The following is a 17,277-nucleotide window of genomic DNA, read 5'->3' on the forward strand; positions in this document are numbered from 1 at the left end:
GGGCGCCTCCTCACTGCGCGACGACTTTCACCGCAGAGCCATCGTCGAGTTTGTCGGCGCCCTCGGTGACCACCTGCTCACCGGCCTTCACGCCGTTGTCGAGCACTGCCGAGACGTCCCCCGTCGCCGGGCCGGTCTTGATGTTGCGCAGGCTGACCTTGTTGCCCGGATCGACCACGACGAACACGAAATCGCCCTTGCTGCCGTGCTGGATCGCCCGGGTCGGCACCACGCTGATCTGGGTCAGCGTGTCGGCCTTGAGTCGCGCATTGACGAACTGATTGGGAAACAGCGCCTTGCCCGCATCGTCAAACTGCGCCTTGACCTTGATCGTGCCGGTGCTGGTATCGACCTGGTTGTCCAGCGCCAGCAGACTGCCAGTGGCCAGCAGATTGTGCTTGTTGCGGTCGTAGGCCAGCACCGTCACCGGCCCCTTGGCCATGGCCTGATTGATTGCGCCCAGATCATCTTCGGGCACGGCGAACACCACCGTGGCCGGGGTCATCTGGGTGATGACCGCAATCCCGGTGGTGCTGGTGGTGGTCACGTAGTTGCCGGGATCGACCTGGCGCAGGCCGACCACGCCATCCACCGGCGAGGTGATGGTGCAATAACTCAATTGCACTTCGAGGTTCTGCACGCTGCCCTGATCGGAAGCGACCGTACCTTGCAGTTGCTGCACCAGGGAGGCCTGGGTATCGAGGGTTTGCTGGGTGGTGGAACCGACCTTGATCAGCTCGCGATAGCGCGCCAGATCGCGCACGGCGTTGGCAAGCAACGCCTGATCGTGCATCAGCGTACCCTTGGCCACCGCCAATTGCGCCTTGAGTGCGCGGTCATCGATGCGGGCGATCACCTGGCCCTTGCGCACCTGCTGGCCTTCCTGGAATTCGACCGAGCTTAAAATTCCGTCGACTTGGGTGATCACTGTCACGCTGCGGGTCGGGGTGACAGTGCCGAGGGCGTCGATGTACACCGGCACATCCTGCAACTTGACTGCGACCGTTGCCACGGGTTCGGCCGGCGGCGGTGGCTTGGGCTTGCGCTGGTTCGACGCGAGGAACAGCCACAGCACCACTGCCAGCAATACAAGCCCCAGCACAACGATGGCCCAGGCGATTTTGCTGCGTCTGCGTTTTTCCACGGTATTTCACTCGAACAGGCCGACAATCACACACGGCAATTGAAAGTGAAGCCCGGCCATACAAGGCAAATCCCTGGCCAATGGCTTGATCGCTGCCTTGAACTCTAGCAGCGCCTCCCGAGTTCACCCAAAGATCTGCAGGTTCGTTCAGCCCCGAGACAGCGAAGTCCGTCCGCCCCGTGGCCGGGGCATTCTTGAGCGCTGCGCGAGGCCGGTGCTACCATGCGCAACCGCCAGAACAGGCAAGGAACCACCGGGTTTATGAGCACAATCCGCGAGCGCAACAAAGAACTGATCCTGCGTGCCGCCAGTGAGGAATTTGCCGACAAAGGCTTCGCTGCGACCAAAACCAGCGACATCGCCGCCAAGGCAGGATTGCCCAAGCCCAACGTCTACTACTACTTCAAGTCCAAGGAAAACCTCTACCGCGAGGTCCTGGAAAGCATCATCGTGCCGATCCTGCAGGCCTCGACTCCGTTCAACCCGGACGGCGTGCCGAGCGAAGTACTCAGTGGCTACATCCGCTCGAAGATCCGCATCTCCCGCGACCTGCCCTTCGCCTCCAAGGTGTTCGCCAGCGAAATCATGCACGGCGCCCCGCACCTCAGCGCCGACCTGGTCGAGCAGCTCAACAGCCAGGCCAAGCACAATATCGACTGCATCCAGAGCTGGATCGACCGCGGCCAGATCGCCCCGATCGACCCCAACCACCTGATGTTCAGCATCTGGGCCGCGACCCAGACCTACGCCGACTTCGACTGGCAGATCTCTGCGGTCACCGGCAAGGACAAACTGGACGAGGCGGATTACGAAGCGGCGGCGCAGACGATCATTCGGTTGGTGTTGAAGGGGTGTGAGCCGGACTGATAGACCTCGTTGAGCGCTTCGCGAGCAGGCTCGCTCCCACAGGAGATTTATAACCGCCGCCTATCCAATGTGGGAGCGAGCCTGCTCGCGAATGGCAGCAACTCGATATCAGCTCAAACCCAAATGGCATCCCACAGCGGATAGTCTCCAAGCCTCTCCACTAGACCAGCCCGCAACGGGTTGGCCACGATATACCGAGCCAACTTCACCAGATCTTCTTCTCTGCGCAATGCACGATCATGAAAGCCAGATTGCCAAAGACTGGTCTTTCGACCCGTCGAGAGATTCACGGCTTTGGTGCTGAGGGATTTTGTACGCTGCATCAACTCGCTGAGCGAACCACGCTTCAATTCAATCAGCCAATGAAAATGATCTGGCATGACGACCCAGGCCAACGAATTGGCAAACCCCATCTCCTCTGCGATGCGAAATTGGCTGACGACCAATCGACCCAGTGCAAAGTCGCTGAAAACAGGCTGCCTTCCCGCCGTATTGGTAGTCAGTAAGTAGATGCGGTTTTGTTCGGAGTAGCGACCAATGCGCAAACGATTTGAAGCAGATAGATCCAGCATTCCTTTGCCTTTTCATGTCCTGATTATGAAAAGGCTAGTTCAGTGAATTTCCGAGCAGCGTCAGACGTTTAGCAGGATGTGTACGGAAGATCGCCTTCGCGAGCAGGCTCGCTCCCACAGTGGACTTGGGTATTCAGACATTTGGTGTCTAAACACAAATCCAATGTGGGAGCGAGCCTGCTCGCGAAAGCGGTTAATCAGACGCTACAGATCAAGCCGCCACCCCCGCATCCGCCCTCAAATCCAGCGCCTCCACCGCTTTGATCGCCACCTGCTCATCAATATCCGACAGATCGCCGCTGATCCCGATCGCGCCCAGCACGTTCCCCGCCTGATCACGAATCAACACCCCGCCCGGGGCCGGGACGACGCTGCCCTGGCCCATGCTGTTGAGTGCGGCGATGAACGCCGGGCGTTGTTGGGCGTCCAGCGCCAGCAGGCGTGAGCCCTTGCCCAGGGCGATGGCGCCCCAGGCTTTGCCGATGGCGATGTTGGGGCGCAGCAGGCTGGCGCCGTCTTCGCGTTGCAGGGTGATCAGGTGGCCGCCGGTATCGAGTACCGCGATGGTCAGCGGCGCGGCGTTGATGCCGCGTCCGGTGCTGATGGCCTGATTGACCAGGTTGACTGCGACTTTCAAGGTTAAAGCGCTCATGGTGCCGTCCTCATTTTGTTATTGGGAAAGTCGTGGGGCTGCGCTCAAGTGCCGCAGACCGATGCCACAAATAGAACACAATGAATTATTTTTTTGTATACAATAATTCTCGAAAGGCGCCACATGCGACGAAAAGCCACAGCAAAACCGGCTTCCGACGAATGAAACAGACGCTTGAGAAAATGGATTGACCTGCGCCGTCCGCCGTGAATACACTCTGCGCAAAGCCACTTGTATACAATTACAAAACGTAAAGAGGCACAAAACCATGAGCAAAATGAGAGCAATCGAAGCCGCCGTTCTGGTGATGCGCCGTGAAGGGGTTGATACCGCTTTTGGCATTCCGGGTGCTGCGATCAACCCGCTGTACTCCGCCCTGCAGAAAGTCGGTGGCATCGATCACGTCCTCGCTCGCCACGTCGAAGGCGCGTCACACATGGCCGAGGGTTACACCCGCACCAAGGCCGGCAACATCGGCGTGTGCATCGGTACGTCCGGCCCTGCCGGTACCGACATGGTCACCGGGCTCTACAGCGCCTCGGCCGACTCGATCCCTATCCTCTGCATCACCGGCCAGGCACCCCGCGCCCGTATGCACAAGGAAGACTTCCAGGCCGTCGACATCACCAGCATCGTCAAGCCCGTCACCAAGTGGGCGACCACGGTTCTGGAGCCGGGCCAGGTGCCTTACGCATTCCAGAAAGCCTTTTACGAAATGCGCTCCGGCCGTCCAGGCCCGGTGCTGATCGACCTGCCGTTCGACGTGCAGATGGCTGAAATCGAATTCGACATCGACGCCTACCAGCCGCTGCCGCTGGCCAAGCCAACCGCGAGCCGCATTCAGGTCGAGAAGGCTTTGGCCCTGCTGGATCAGGCCGAGCGCCCATTGCTGGTGGCCGGTGGCGGCATCATCAACGCCGATGCCAGCGATCTGCTGGTGGAGTTCGCCGAGCTGACCGGTATTCCGGTGATCCCGACCCTGATGGGCTGGGGCACCATTCCGGACGATCACCCGTTGATGGTCGGCATGGTCGGTCTGCAGACCTCGCACCGTTACGGCAACGCCACGCTGCTGAAATCCGACGTGGTACTGGGCATCGGTAACCGTTGGGCCAACCGTCACACCGGTTCGGTCGACGTCTACACCGAAGGCCGCAAGTTCATTCACGTTGACATCGAAGGCACGCAGATCGGCCGCGTGTTCACTCCGGATCTGGGCATCGTCTCCGACGCCGCTGCCGCGCTGACCGTGTTCATCGAAGTCGCCCGTGAATGGCAAGCCGCCGGCAAGCTGAAAAACCGTAGCGCCTGGCTGCAGGATTGCCAGCAGCGCAAAGCCAGCCTGCACCGCAAGACCCACTTCGACAACGTGCCGGTCAAGCCGCAGCGCGTTTACGAAGAGATGAACCAGGTGTTCGGCAAGGACACCTGCTACGTCAGCACCATTGGTCTGTCGCAGATTGCCGGCGCGCAGTTCCTGCACGTCTACAAGCCGCGTCACTGGATCAACTGCGGCCAGGCCGGCCCGTTGGGCTGGACCATTCCGGCGGCGCTGGGCGTGGTCAAGGCCGATCCGAGCCGGAAAGTCGTGGCCCTGTCGGGGGACTATGACTTCCAGTTCATGATCGAGGAGCTGGCGGTCGGCGCTCAGTTCAAACTGCCTTACATCCACGTCGTGGTGAACAACTCGTACCTGGGGCTGATCCGTCAGGCCCAGCGCGGGTTCGAAATGGACTACTGCGTGCAACTGTCCTTCGATAACCTGAACGCGCCGGAACTCAACGGTTACGGTGTCGACCACATCGCAGTCGCCGAAGGCCTCGGCTGTAAGGCCCTGCGGGTGTTCGAACCATCGGAAATCGCCCCTGCCCTGCGCAAGGCCGAACAGATGATCGAAGAGTTCAAGGTACCGGTGATTGTCGAGATCATCCTGGAGCGTGTGACCAACATCTCCATGGGGACCGAGATCAACGCCGTCAACGAATTCGAAGACCTGGCACTGGTCGGCAACGACGCGCCAACGGCGATTTCGTTGCTTGATTAACTGCTGACCGCTCTCCCTGTGAGAGCGGGCCATGTGGCGAGGGAGCTTGCTCCCGCTGGGGCGAAGCTGCCCTGAAAATCCTGGGTCTGCTATGCAGCCCAGCGGGAGCAAAATCCCTCGCCACACAAGCCCGCTCCCACAAGGGGATCCTCACAAGATTTACGGGAGACCACCATGCCGCGTTTCGCAGCCAACCTGTCCATGCTGTTCACCGAACAGGATTTCCTTGCCCGTTTCGACGCCGCCGCCAAAGCCGGTTTCAGTGGTGTGGAATACCTGTTCCCGTACGACTTCAGCTCTGCCGAAATCAAGGCCAGGCTCGATGCCAACGGTCTGACCCAAGTGCTGTTCAACCTGCCGGCCGGTGACTGGGCCAAGGGCGAGCGCGGTATCGCGTGTCTGCCGGATCGGGTCGAAGAATTCCGCGCCGGGGTCGATTTGGCGATTGCCTACGCACAAGTGCTGGGCAACACCCAGGTCAACTGCCTGGCCGGTATCCGTCCGCAAGGCATTGATGATGTGACCGTGGAGAAAACCTTCGTCGCCAACCTCAAGTACGCGGCCGACAAGCTGCAGGCGGCCGGTATCAAACTGGTGATGGAAGCGATCAACACCCGCGACATCCCGGGTTTCTACCTGAACAACACGGCGCAAGCCCTGTCGATTCGCGAGCAGGTCGGCAGCGCCAATCTGTTCCTGCAATACGACATCTATCACATGCAAATCATGGAAGGCGATCTGGCCCGCACCCTGCAATCGCACCTGGGCGAGATCAACCACGTGCAGCTCGCGGACAACCCGGGGCGCAACGAGCCGGGCACCGGTGAAATCAACTACCGCTTCCTGTTCGAACACCTGGATCGCATCGGTTATCAGGGTTGGGTTGGCTGTGAATACAAGCCGCTGACCACCACCGAGGCCGGTCTCGGCTGGCTCAAGAGCCACAACGCAATTTAAGAACACTGCAAAACCCTTGTGGGAGCGGGCTTGCTCGCGAATGCGGTGGTTCAGTCAACACGGATATTGAATGTTCCACCGCATTCGCGAGCAAGCCCGCTCCCACCCAAGGCAACACCCCCTATTTCGCTTGAGCAAGACAAAAACAAGAGGATTTTCTCATGGCTAAAATCGGATTTATCGGCACCGGCATCATGGGCCACCCAATGGCTTCGAACCTGCAGAAAGCCGGTCACAGCCTGTTCCTGTCGGCGCATCACGACGCCGCTCCGGCCGATCTGGTCGCCGCTGGCGCCGTCGCTCTGGCCAACCCGCGCGAAGTGGCGCAGGAAGCTGAATTCATCATCGTCATGGTCCCGGACACCCCGCAGGTCGACGACGTGCTGTTCCGCGCCGACGGCGTTGCTGCCGGCATCGGCAAAGGCAAAGTGGTGATCGACATGAGCTCGATCTCGCCGACCGCCACCAAGGCTTTCGCCAAGAAGATCAACGAAAAAGGCGCGCAATACCTCGACGCCCCGGTATCCGGTGGTGAAGTCGGCGCCAAGGCTGCGACCCTGAGCATCATGGTCGGTGGCGACGCCGATGCCTTCGAACGCGCACTGCCGCTGTTCCAGGCCATGGGCAAGAACATCACTCTGGTCGGTGGCAACGGCGACGGTCAGACCGCCAAAGTGGCGAACCAGATCATCGTCGCGCTGAACATTCAGGCCGTGGCTGAAGCCCTGCTGTTCGCCTCGAAAAACGGTGCTGATCCAGCCAAGGTGCGTGAAGCGCTGATGGGCGGTTTCGCTTCGTCGAAGATCCTCGAAGTGCACGGCGAGCGCATGATCAAAGGCACCTTCGATCCGGGCTTCCGCATCAGCCTGCACCAGAAGGACCTGAACCTGGCCCTGCAAGGCGCCAAGGAGCTGAACATCAACCTGCCGAACACCGCCAACGCCCAGCAAGTGTTCAGCACCTGCGCGGCCATCGGTGGCAGCAACTGGGACCACTCGGCGCTGATCAAGGGTCTGGAACACATGGCCAACTTCTCGATTCGCGACAAAAAATAAAGCCACTGCCCCACCGCTTGAACCTGTGGGAGCGAGCTTGCTCGCGAAGAGGGCGTATCAGTCGACATGGATATTGCCTGATCCATCGCTTTCGCGAGCAAGCTCGCTCCCACAGGGATCTCTACCGCCCTTTCGAATAACAAGAATTCCGGGAGCCCGCCATGTCGGTCGATCCGCAACAACTGCTGCGCGAGCTGTTTGCCACAGCCATCGACGCGGCCCATCCGAACCAAGTCCTCGAAGCCCATCTGCCTGCTGATCGCAGCGGTCGGGTGATCGTCATCGGTGCCGGCAAAGCCGCAGCTGCCATGGCGCAGGTGGTCGAGCGCTGCTGGCAGGGTGAAGTATCCGGTCTGGTGGTGACCCGATACGGTCACGGCGCTCCGTGCGAAAAAATCGAAGTGGTCGAAGCCGCGCATCCGGTACCGGACGCCGCCGGTCTGGCCGTGGCCAAACGCGTGCTGGAACTGGTCAGCAACCTGACCGAAGACGACCGCGTGATCTTCCTGCTCTCCGGTGGCGGCTCTGCCCTGCTCGCCCTGCCGGCCGAAGGCATTACCCTGGCCGACAAGCAGTCGATCAACAAAGCCCTGCTCAAATCCGGCGCGACCATCGGCGAGATGAACTGCGTGCGCAAGCACCTCTCGGCGATCAAGGGTGGCCGCCTCGGCAAGGCCTGCTGGCCTGCCACTGTGTATACCTACGCAATTTCCGATGTGCCGGGCGACCTCGCCACGGTCATCGCTTCCGGCCCGACCGTGGCCGACCCAAGCACCTCGGCTGAAGCGCTGGCGATCCTCAAGCGCTACAACATTGAAGTCCCGGCCTCGGTGCGCAACTGGCTGCAAAGCCCGGAATCGGAAACCGTCAAACCCGGTGATCCGAGCCTGGCCCGCAGTCACTTCCAGTTGATCGCCCGCCCGCAGCAATCGCTGGATGCCGCGGCGGTGAAATGCCGTCAGGCCGGTTTCAGCACACTGATCCTTGGCGACCTGGAAGGTGAGTCACGTGAAGTGGCGAAGGTCCACGCCGGCATCGCTCGGCAGATCATCAACCATGGTCAGCCGCTGGCGGCGCCGTGCGTGATTCTTTCCGGCGGCGAAACCACCGTGACCGTGCGCGGCAATGGCCGTGGCGGACGCAACGCCGAATTCCTCCTCAGCCTCACCGACAGCCTCAAGGGCCAGCCCGGCGTTTATGCACTGGCCGGTGACACCGACGGCATCGACGGCTCGGAAGACAACGCCGGCGCGATCATGACCCCGGACAGCTACGCCCGCGCCGCCGCTCTGGGCCTGAGCGCCAGTGACGAGCTGGATAACAACAACGGTTACGGCTACTTCGAGGCGCTCGATGCGCTGATCGTCACCGAGCCGACCCGCACCAACGTCAACGACTTCCGCGCCATCCTGATCCTTGAGAACTCTAAATCATGACGCCTGATAAAAAGGTCAAAATCCTCGCCACCCTCGGGCCTGCTGTCGACGGCATCGACGACATCCGTGAGCTGGTCGAGGCCGGGGTCAACATCTTCCGCCTGAACTTCAGCCACGGCGATCACGCCGACCACGCCCAGCGCTATCAGTGGATCCGCGAAGTCGAGCGCCAGCTCAACTATCCGCTGGGCATCCTGATGGATTTGCAGGGGCCGAAACTGCGCGTCGGCAAGTTCGCCGACGGTAAGGTGCAGTTGCATCGCGGTCAGGCGTTCCGCCTCGATCTGGACGCTACGCCGGGCGATGAACGCCGGGTGAACCTGCCGCATCCGGAGATCATTGCCGCGCTGGAAGCCGGCATGGATCTGCTGCTGGATGACGGCAAACTGCGCCTGCGCGTGGTCACAAAATACTCCGACGCGATCGACACCACCGTGCTCAACGGTGGCGAACTCTCGGACCGCAAAGGCGTGAACGTGCCGCAAGCGGTGCTCGACCTCAGCCCACTGACCGCCAAGGATCGCCGCGACCTGAGCTTCGGTCTGGAGCTGGGTGTGGACTGGGTGGCGCTATCGTTCGTGCAACGTCCGCAGGACATTCTCGAGGCCCGCGAACTGATCGGCGACAAGGCGTTCCTGATGGCGAAAATCGAGAAGCCGTCTGCAGTTGAACAACTGCGTGAAATCGCCGAACTGAGCGACGCGATCATGGTGGCTCGCGGCGATCTCGGCGTGGAAGTGCCAGCGGAAAGCGTGCCGCAGATCCAGAAAAACATCATCACCACCTGCCGTGAACTCGGCAAACCGGTGGTGGTGGCGACGCAGATGCTCGAGTCGATGCGCTTCTCTCCGGCACCGACCCGCGCTGAAGTCACTGATGTGGCCAACGCTGTGGCTGAGGGCGCGGATGCGGTGATGCTCTCGGCCGAAACCGCGTCCGGTGAATACCCGCTGGAAGCGGTGCAGATGATGAGCAAAATCATCCGTCAGGTGGAGAACGGTCCGGACTATCAGACTCAACTCGACGTCAGCCGACCGAAAGCCGAGGCGACGGTGTCCGATGCCATCAGCTGCGCGATCCGCCGCATCAGCAACGTGCTGCCGGTGGCGGTGCTGGTCAACTACAGCGAGTCAGGCGCCTCGACATTGCGTGCAGCGCGGGAACGGCCGAAAGCGCCGATCCTCAACCTGACGCCGAACCTGCAGACGGCACGGCGCTTGAGCGTGGCGTGGGGTATTCACTCGGTGGTCAACGATCGCCTGCGTCAGGTCGATGAAGTGTGTTCGACCGCGCTGGAAATCGCTCAGGCGCAAGGCATGGCCGAGCGTGGCGATACGTTGCTGATCACCGCCGGGGTGCCGTTCGGGCAGCCAGGATCGACTAATTCGCTGCGGATCGAAACGCTGATCTGACGATTGCGACTGAACCCTGTGGTGAGGGGATTCATCCCCGATTGACTGCGCAGCAGTCACCGCTTTCAAGAGAGTGACGGTTTTCACAGAAAAACCGCACTCCCCGATTTAGGGCTGCTTCGCAGCCATCGGGGATAAATCCCCTCACCACATTTATGCAAGACCTTTTGATTTTCCAACTGCCCAGATTTTTTCAACATGCCTGCCAATCATTTCAACACCCACTGCCCCGACTGGGCCGAGGCTTTGCTCAACGGTTTCAGTCAGATATTCCTTCAGCGCCATCCGCTGTGCGGCCTGCTGTGCCTACTGGCGATCCTGCTCACCGCGCCGGTGCTGTTTGCCGGTGCGTTGCTCGGTGCGGTCGCCGGGTTGCTTACCGCGCAGCGGCGCAACTACGCCAAGGCTGATCGCCAGGCCGGATTGTTCAGTTACAACGGCGTGCTGCTCGGCTTGTTGCTGAGCCTGTATTTCCCTTGGTCGCCAATGTTGCCGCCGCTGATCCTGGCTGCCGGCGGCCTGAGTGCGATGGTCACACAGCAATGGCTCAAGCGCGTGCGTCTGAGCCAAAGCATGCCGGCCTACACCGCGCCTTTTGTTGGAATGAGTTGGGTGCTGTTGCTGTTCGCTGAGCCATCCGCGCCGATACCAGCGGTCGAAATGAGCACCCTCAATCTGCTCGCGGCAGCACTCAAAGGCCTCGGCCAAGTGATGTTCCTCGGCCATCCTCTGGCCGGCGCGTTGATCGGCATCGGCTTGTTGATCGCCGATCGTCGGGCATTCTGCTGGGCGCTGCTCGCGTCGGCCATCGGCCTTGCGTCCAGTCTGTTGCACCACGAAACCGTTGCTGCGCTGCTGGGGCTGGGCAGTTACAACGCGGTGCTTGCCGCCCTCGCCTTCAGTGCGCAACGCCAACAACCGTGGCTGCCACTGCTGGGTATTGTCGTTGCGCTGCTGGTCACCCCGCTGTTCGCCGCCATTGGCCTGGCGACGCTCACCGCGCCGTTTATCCTTGCCTGCTGGCTGATCCGCGCTGGCGCGCAGATGCTCGGCAACAGCGCGGTCGAAAGCCCGTCTTGCGCTCATGGGGAGAATCAACCTAGGCTGCGCTGATTTTATGGCCAGGGCGACTTGCATGAACAACAACGACACGTGGCGCAATCGCCTGTACGTGATCATTTTCCAGACCGACACCGTGGCCGGGCGCCGTTTCGACAGCACCCTGCTGCTGATCATTCTGGCAAGCCTGGTGGTGGTGATCCTCGACAGCATCGATGAAGTCCACCAGAACTACGCCAACGTGCTGGCGTACATCGAATGGGGCTTCACCGTCATCTTCCTCAGCGAATACATCCTGCGTCTGTATTGCTCGCCCAAACCACTGCGCTACGCCTTCAGTTTTTACGGGCTGGTGGACTTGCTGGCGATCGTGCCCGGGATCCTCGCGCTGTATTACAGCGACGCGCAGTACCTGCTGATTATCCGGATCATCCGAATGCTGCGGATCTTCCGGGTGCTCAAGCTCGGCCCGTACCTGAAACAGGCCCACTACCTGCTCGACGCCCTGCGCGGCAGCAAGCAGAAAATCCTCGTGTTCCTGCTCAGCGTCTGCACGCTGGTCACGGTGTTCGGCACCTTGATGTACGTGGTCGAAGGTCCGGAACACGGCTTCACCAGCATTCCCAAAGGCATTTATTGGGCTATCGTGACGCTGACCACCGTGGGTTACGGCGACATCGTGCCCAGAACGGTGTTGGGCCAGATCATTTCGTCGCTGGTGATGATCACCGGTTACTCGATCATCGCCGTGCCGACCGGGATTTTCACCGCCGAACTGGCTACCGCCATGCGCGGGGGTCAGCAGCAACACGACTGCCCGGTCTGCTCGAAAAGCAGCCATGAACACGAAGCTTCGTTCTGCTCGCGTTGTGGCAATGCCCTGTTCAAGAAAATGGAATAAGCACAGAGCTTTTTAATCTTTAAGCGACTATGCCGCCCCGGCTATAGTCGCTGGCAAAACGGTATCACCCCCTACCGTCATCACCGACACAACAAGGAATGCGCAGTGAAAAAACTCTTTGGCGCCTCACTTCTCGCCGCTGGCCTGGCCCTGAGCAACATCGCTCAGGCGGCTCCGACTCTGCTGAACGTTTCCTACGACGTGATGCGCGATTTCTACAAGGACTACAACACTGCGTTCCAGAAACACTGGCAGGCTGAACACAACGAAAACATCACCGTGCAGATGTCCTTCGGCGGCTCGAGCAAGCAGGCGCGTTCGGTGATCGATGGCCTGCCGGCTGACGTCATCACCATGAACATGGCGACCGACATCAACGCCCTCGCCGACAACGGCAAACTGGTTCCGGAAAACTGGGTGACCCGCCTGCCGAACAACAGCGCGCCGTTCACCTCGGCCACCGTGTTCATCGTCCGTAAAGGCAACCCGAAAGCCCTGAAAGACTGGCCGGACCTGCTCAAGGACGGCGTGCAGGTGATCGTGCCGAACCCGAAAACCTCGGGCAACGGCCGCTACACCTACCTCTCGGCCTGGGGCTATGTGCTGAAAAACGGCGGTGACGAGAACAAGGCCAAGGAGTTCGTCGGCAAACTGTTCAAACAAGCGCCGGTGCTGGACACCGGTGGCCGCGCCGCGACCACCACGTTCATGACCAACCAGATCGGCGACGTGCTGGTGACCTTCGAGAACGAAGCCGAAATGATCGCCCGCGAGTTTGGCCGCGACCAGTTCGAAGTGATCTACCCAAGTGTCTCCGCCGAAGCCGAGCCACCCGTGTCGGTGGTCGACAAAGTGGTCGACAAGAAAGGCACCCGCGCCGCTGCCGATGAATACCTGAAGTACCTGTGGTCGCCGGAAGGCCAGGAAATCGCCGCCGCCAACTACCTGCGTCCACGGGACCCGGCAGTGCTGGCGAAGTACACCGACCGTTTCCCGAAAGTCGACTTCCTGTCGGTGGAGAAAACCTTCGGTGACTGGCGTTCGGTGCAAAAGACCCACTTCAATGATGGCGGAATCTTTGATCAGATTTATACCGGCCAGTAAGGCTTAAGCGATAACGAAAAAGGCGACCTCGACAGGTCGCCTTTTTTGTGGGCATTGAAATCACCACACTTCCCCTGTGGGAGCGGGTTACTCGCGAATGCGGTGTGTCAGTCAAAAACATGTATCTGACACACCGCATTCGCGAGCAACCCGCTCCCACAGAGGGATTGTTTGTCAGCCAGTTACATCGGCGGCGTGACGCCATCCTTGCCGGCGGAAATCGATTGCGCCGTCAACGTGCCGTCTGCGTCCTGGGTCACGAAGCTGACAATCTTCACCCCGACCTTGAGCAAGCTGCGATCCCCCGGCGTCAGGTTGACGATCGGCACGTCCTCCGGCACCAGGATCTTCTGCTGTCCGCCCTTGTAATTGACCGTCAGCACGCGGCCATTGCTGACCACCAGATCACCGACGCTGCCATTGGTCATGCTGCTGCCCTTGGCCAGGTCGAATGGCCGATGGCCGTCGCCGCTGCCGGCCAGTTCCGGCGGGAACACATGCACTTCGAGCGCCTTCAGGGTTCCGTCCTCCTGGGGCATGGCGGCCGAGCCGATGTAGCTGCCGGGTTTGATGTCCTCGATATTGGCCAGGGTGACGGCGCGAATCCTGGTGTCCGGGTTCAACCGGATCACCACATTCTCGCCGCTGTTGACGTGGACTTTCAGCGAGTCGGCGCCGACCCCGGTGATCTCGCCGCGCACGCCGAGACGCGTACCCGGGGCATCGGTGGCCTGCACCGCAGTGGCACTGAGCAGGCCAAGCAAGGCAATCGTAGTCGTGTGACGCAGCAGCTGACGCAACATGGCAATCCTCCGTTCATGAACAGTAATAGCGCAGAAGTAAACATAAGCACGCTATCGAAGAACATGTAAGTGAATGTATCATCGACCCTCCCCGGCCGGACGCAAGGTTCGCCGATGGACGACACCCTGTTGGAAGCCAATCATTCCGCAACGGAATAACTGATATCGATCAAAGGCTTCTACCGCCGCTTCGGTACGTCCCTTAGCCTCACCGCATTCCCTTTCGCTGGATCGAGAAACCTTATGAACGCCACAACTCACGCAATGACCCGAGGCATGGTGCTGCTGTTCGCCTTCTGCTGCGGCGCCATCGTCGCCAACATCTACTACGCACAGCCAATCATCGGCCTGATCGCGCCAGACATCGGCCTCTCCGACACCATGGCCAGCTTCATCGTCTCGCTGACGCAGATCGGTTATGCGCTGGGCCTGTTCTTCCTGGTGCCGCTGGGCGACCTGCTGGAAAACCGTCGGTTGATGATCATCACCACGGTGGTGGCGATTGCCAGCCTGCTCGGCGCGGCGTTCACCAGTCAGCCCAACGTGTTCCTGCTGATCTCGTTGCTGGTGGGCTTCAGCTCGGTGTCGGTGCAGATCCTGATTCCGCTGGCTGCGCACCTGGCGCCGGAGGAATCCCGTGGCCGGGTGGTCGGCGGGATCATGGGCGGCCTGCTGCTGGGCATTCTGTTGGCGCGACCGGTGTCGAGCGTGGTGGCTGACCATTTCGGCTGGCGTGCGATGTTCATGATCGCGGCAGCTCTGATGGCGGCGATCAGCGTGGTTTTAGCGTTGACCGTGCCCAAGCGCCAACCGGATCACAGCGCGTCCTACGGCCAGTTGCTCGGCTCACTGTGGACGCTGCTGCGCCAGCAACCGGTGCTGCGTCAGCGGGCGTTTTATCAAGGCTGCATGTTCGCCACGTTCAGCCTGTTCTGGACCGCGGTGCCGCTGGAACTGGCGCGCAACCATGGCCTGTCGCAAAGCGAAATCGCGATCTTCGCCCTGGTCGGCGCCATCGGTGCCATCGCCGCGCCGATCAGTGGACGCCTGGCTGACGCCGGCCACACCCGCATCGCTTCGCTGCTGGCCATGCTGTTCGCCAGCCTGAGCTTCCTGCCCGCCTTCATCCACCCGGCCTACAGCGTGATTGGCCTGGCCGTGACTGGCGTGGTACTGGATTTCTGCGTACAGATGAACATGGTCCTCGGCCAGCGCGCGGTGTACTCACTCGATGCCAAAAGCCGCGGTCGCCTGAACGCTTTGTACATGACCAGCATCTTCATCGGCGGCGCTTTCGGCTCGTCGGTGGCCAGTGCGGTGTATGAGCACGGTGGCTGGTTGTGGATCGTGATTGTCGGTAGCGCGTTCCCGCTGCTGGCGTTGTTGCGGTTCCTGAGTGCGTCGCAGCGTGGTTCTTTGGCAACGGCGTAGGCATCCAGGCTCGCTCCCACAGGTTGCTCACTGCGCCTATGGGAGCGATGACGCTTAATAGCGAACCAGTTTCTCCATCGCCGCATCCGCCAGAAACGAAGAGCGGCTTTTGACATTGTGTTCACGCACATAACGATCGATGCGCTGGATCACATAACCTGGCAACGTCACGTTGACCTTCTCGGTCTTGCCCATGTACGGCGAGATATCCAGCTCGAGCATCCCCCAGCCCATATCGGCAAACTCCGGATTATTGCGATGGCCCGCTGCCGATGTCGGCATGGGAATCGATTCCCCGTCCGCCGCTATCTCCTGCAGCATGATGTGAGCAATTTCAACGGCTGCGTTGTAGGCGTCCTCGAAGGTATCCCCAGCCGTGACGGCGCCGGGAATGTCAGGTATCTGAATACCGATGGCGGTGTTGTCGTCACCCCATTCGATGCAGATCGGATATTGCATTATGGATCTCCCTTGTTGCTGGCTGGCGGGTGGTGCAACCCGGCACGCCTCCTGATGCTTTTGACCGTCCCCAACGGTAAATCCTTTTTCGGGTGGGGAACGGGAATGGTGTAAGGGTTGTAACGGTGAGTGAAGATGTGATGACTGCCGGTGACTCGATCCAGCGTCCAGCCTGCCTCCTCCAGCTCCTTGATCAATAGCCTGCTTTGCACCTACCGCCTCCTTGCTCCGGCCGAATAAAAGTAACTCTAGAGTTATCTTTACTCAAGCACATAAATCTGCAGAACGACGTTCGGTTGTTTTACAGCATGTGATTGAATGGACGCGGATTACACTCAGCACCCTATTCCCTGTGGGAGCGGGCTTGCTCGCGAAGGCGTCGGATCAGCCAATACCTGTGCTGAATGTCAGACCGCTTTCGCGAGCAAGCCCGCTCCCACAAGGGGACTACGACAACTTTCAGATTTGCAGGAAGACTGATGGACCGCCTCGCCGCCATGGAAACCTTCGTCTACGTGGTCGAAACCGGCTCGTTTTCCGCTGCCGCCCGACGCCTGAATATCGGTCAGCCCGCCGTGTCGAAAACCATCGCTCAACTGGAAAAACGCCTGGCGGTCAGCCTGTTGCTGCGCTCGACTCGCGGCCTGACGCCGACCGAAGCCGGACTCGCGTTTTTCGAACGGGCCAGACGCGCCATCGACGAAGCCAACGAAGCCGATAACGCCGCCCGTGGCAGCGCCAGCGGCTTAAGCGGCAACTTGCGCATCAGCGCGGCGGTGACTTTCGGACGCCTGCATGTGGTGCCGCAACTGGGGCCGTTTCTCGATCAGCATCCGCAATTGAACATCGACCTGATGCTCGATGACCGCAACATCAATCTGGTCGAAGAAGGCATCGACGTCGCCCTGCGCATGGGCCCGCTCAGCGACTCCAGCCTCACCGCGCGCAAGATCGCCGACTGCCGCCGCGTGGTGCTCGGCACCCCGGCCTACTTCTCCCGCCACGGCGAGCCGTGCTGCCCTACCGATCTGGATCAGCACCAAGGCATCGTCTACAACCTCAGCGGCGGTGCCACCTGGACCTTCACCCAAGGCAGCGAACAGCAGACGCAAACCCTGACCGGCCGCCTGCGTGTCAGCGCCGCCGAGGGTTTGCGCGCAGCCGTGCTGGCCGATCAGGGCCTTACCATCGCCTCGCAATGGATGTTCGCCCCGGAGCTGGCAAGCGGTGCGGTCAGGGCGGTGATGAGCGATTGGGGATTGCCGGATCAGGACCTGTGGGCAGTGTTTCCCACGGGGCGGATGGTCAGTGCGAAGGCGCGGGCGTTTGTGGAGTACATGGAAAATTTGCTGAAACACCTGACCTGAACTGGCCACGTTTC

The 17,277-nt window shown here is 60.6% G+C and carries 17 protein-coding genes; 11 read left to right on the plus strand and 6 right to left on the minus strand.

All coding sequences use genetic code 11. The annotated features are described in order from the left end of the window. Positions 1-10: 10 nt before the first annotated feature. Complete coding sequence (locus tag M0814_RS19060) at positions 11-1,144, minus strand: efflux RND transporter periplasmic adaptor subunit (protein WP_003222969.1); 1,134 nt, start codon at positions 1,142-1,144, stop codon at positions 11-13. Positions 1,145-1,405: 261 nt separating this feature from the next. On the opposite strand from M0814_RS19060, the gene M0814_RS19065 reads away from it, so the two are divergent. After that, complete coding sequence (locus M0814_RS19065) at positions 1,406-2,011, plus strand: TetR/AcrR family transcriptional regulator (protein ID WP_007969638.1); 606 nt, start codon at positions 1,406-1,408, stop codon at positions 2,009-2,011. Between the two features lie 113 nt (positions 2,012-2,124). Here the strand turns inward: M0814_RS19065 and M0814_RS19070 are convergent, their stop codons facing one another. Both M0814_RS19070 and M0814_RS19075 read right to left on the minus strand, forming a co-directional pair. Continuing rightward, positions 2,125-2,583 (minus strand): transposase, encoded by a 459-nt coding sequence (locus M0814_RS19070; protein WP_103486059.1) that lies wholly within the window; start codon positions 2,581-2,583, stop codon positions 2,125-2,127. 211 nt (positions 2,584-2,794) lie between these two features. Further along, a complete protein-coding gene (locus M0814_RS19075; protein WP_003222968.1) occupies positions 2,795-3,235 on the minus strand; it encodes a heme-binding protein in 441 nt (146 codons plus the stop codon). 268 nt (positions 3,236-3,503) lie between these two features. Between M0814_RS19075 and gcl the strand changes: the two genes are divergently transcribed. The 8 genes from gcl to M0814_RS19115 all read left to right on the plus strand — a co-directional run bounded on the left by gcl (position 3,504) and on the right by M0814_RS19115 (position 13,203). Then, positions 3,504-5,279, plus strand: coding sequence for a glyoxylate carboligase (gene gcl / locus M0814_RS19080; protein WP_103486058.1), 1,776 nt, complete (start codon positions 3,504-3,506; stop codon positions 5,277-5,279). Positions 5,280-5,453: 174 nt separating this feature from the next. After that, positions 5,454-6,236 (plus strand): hydroxypyruvate isomerase, encoded by a 783-nt coding sequence (gene hyi / locus M0814_RS19085; RefSeq protein WP_003222964.1) that lies wholly within the window; start codon positions 5,454-5,456, stop codon positions 6,234-6,236. 161 nt (positions 6,237-6,397) lie between these two features. After that, the gene (locus M0814_RS19090; protein ID WP_003222962.1) at positions 6,398-7,291 is read left to right on the plus strand and encodes a 2-hydroxy-3-oxopropionate reductase; all 894 of its coding nucleotides are present in this window, start codon (positions 6,398-6,400) and stop codon (positions 7,289-7,291) included. 161 nt (positions 7,292-7,452) lie between these two features. Continuing rightward, positions 7,453-8,727 carry a glycerate kinase gene (locus M0814_RS19095; protein WP_103484780.1) on the plus strand — a complete coding sequence of 425 codons (1,275 nt, stop codon included), beginning with the start codon at positions 7,453-7,455 and terminating at the stop codon, positions 8,725-8,727. Further along, positions 8,724-10,139: a pyruvate kinase gene (gene pyk, locus M0814_RS19100; protein ID WP_103484781.1), complete on the plus strand. Its 1,416-nt coding sequence runs from the start codon at positions 8,724-8,726 to the stop codon at positions 10,137-10,139. The genes M0814_RS19095 and pyk overlap by 4 nt, the downstream gene beginning before the upstream one ends. 198 nt (positions 10,140-10,337) lie before the next feature. Further along, on the plus strand, positions 10,338-11,252 hold the full coding sequence (locus M0814_RS19105; protein WP_103484782.1) for an urea transporter: 915 nt from the start codon (positions 10,338-10,340) through the stop codon (positions 11,250-11,252). A gap of 22 nt (positions 11,253-11,274) precedes the next feature. Then, entirely contained in the window at positions 11,275-12,099 is an 825-nt protein-coding gene (locus M0814_RS19110; RefSeq protein ID WP_003222956.1) for an ion transporter, read from the plus strand. A 105-nt stretch (positions 12,100-12,204) separates the two neighbouring features. Next, positions 12,205-13,203, plus strand: coding sequence for a sulfate ABC transporter substrate-binding protein (locus tag M0814_RS19115; protein WP_103484783.1), 999 nt, complete (start codon positions 12,205-12,207; stop codon positions 13,201-13,203). 182 nt (positions 13,204-13,385) lie between these two features. On the opposite strand, the gene M0814_RS19120 is transcribed toward M0814_RS19115, so the two are convergent. Beyond that, entirely contained in the window at positions 13,386-14,006 is a 621-nt protein-coding gene (locus tag M0814_RS19120; protein ID WP_103484784.1) for a DUF5666 domain-containing protein, read from the minus strand. A gap of 243 nt (positions 14,007-14,249) precedes the next feature. Between M0814_RS19120 and M0814_RS19125 the strand changes: the two genes are divergently transcribed. Continuing rightward, on the plus strand, positions 14,250-15,437 hold the full coding sequence (locus M0814_RS19125) for an MFS transporter (protein WP_003222953.1): 1,188 nt from the start codon (positions 14,250-14,252) through the stop codon (positions 15,435-15,437). Positions 15,438-15,491: 54 nt separating this feature from the next. Here the strand turns inward: M0814_RS19125 and M0814_RS19130 are convergent, their stop codons facing one another. Both M0814_RS19130 and M0814_RS19135 read right to left on the minus strand, forming a co-directional pair. Next, positions 15,492-15,896, minus strand: coding sequence for a type II toxin-antitoxin system HicB family antitoxin (locus M0814_RS19130; protein WP_103484785.1), 405 nt, complete (start codon positions 15,894-15,896; stop codon positions 15,492-15,494). Beyond that, positions 15,896-16,108, minus strand: a complete 213-nt coding sequence (locus M0814_RS19135) for a type II toxin-antitoxin system HicA family toxin (protein ID WP_103484786.1) — start codon at positions 16,106-16,108, stop codon at positions 15,896-15,898. The genes M0814_RS19130 and M0814_RS19135 overlap by 1 nt, the downstream gene beginning before the upstream one ends. A 267-nt stretch (positions 16,109-16,375) precedes the next feature. Here M0814_RS19135 and M0814_RS19140 point away from each other — a divergent pair, with 267 nt between their 5' ends. Beyond that, complete coding sequence (locus tag M0814_RS19140; RefSeq protein ID WP_103484787.1) at positions 16,376-17,263, plus strand: LysR family transcriptional regulator; 888 nt, start codon at positions 16,376-16,378, stop codon at positions 17,261-17,263. Positions 17,264-17,277: the final 14 nt, after the last annotated feature.

This window comes from Pseudomonas sp. MWU12-2020 (assembly GCF_023100605.1).
Lineage (GTDB): Bacteria > Pseudomonadota > Gammaproteobacteria > Pseudomonadales > Pseudomonadaceae > Aquipseudomonas > Aquipseudomonas fluorescens_H.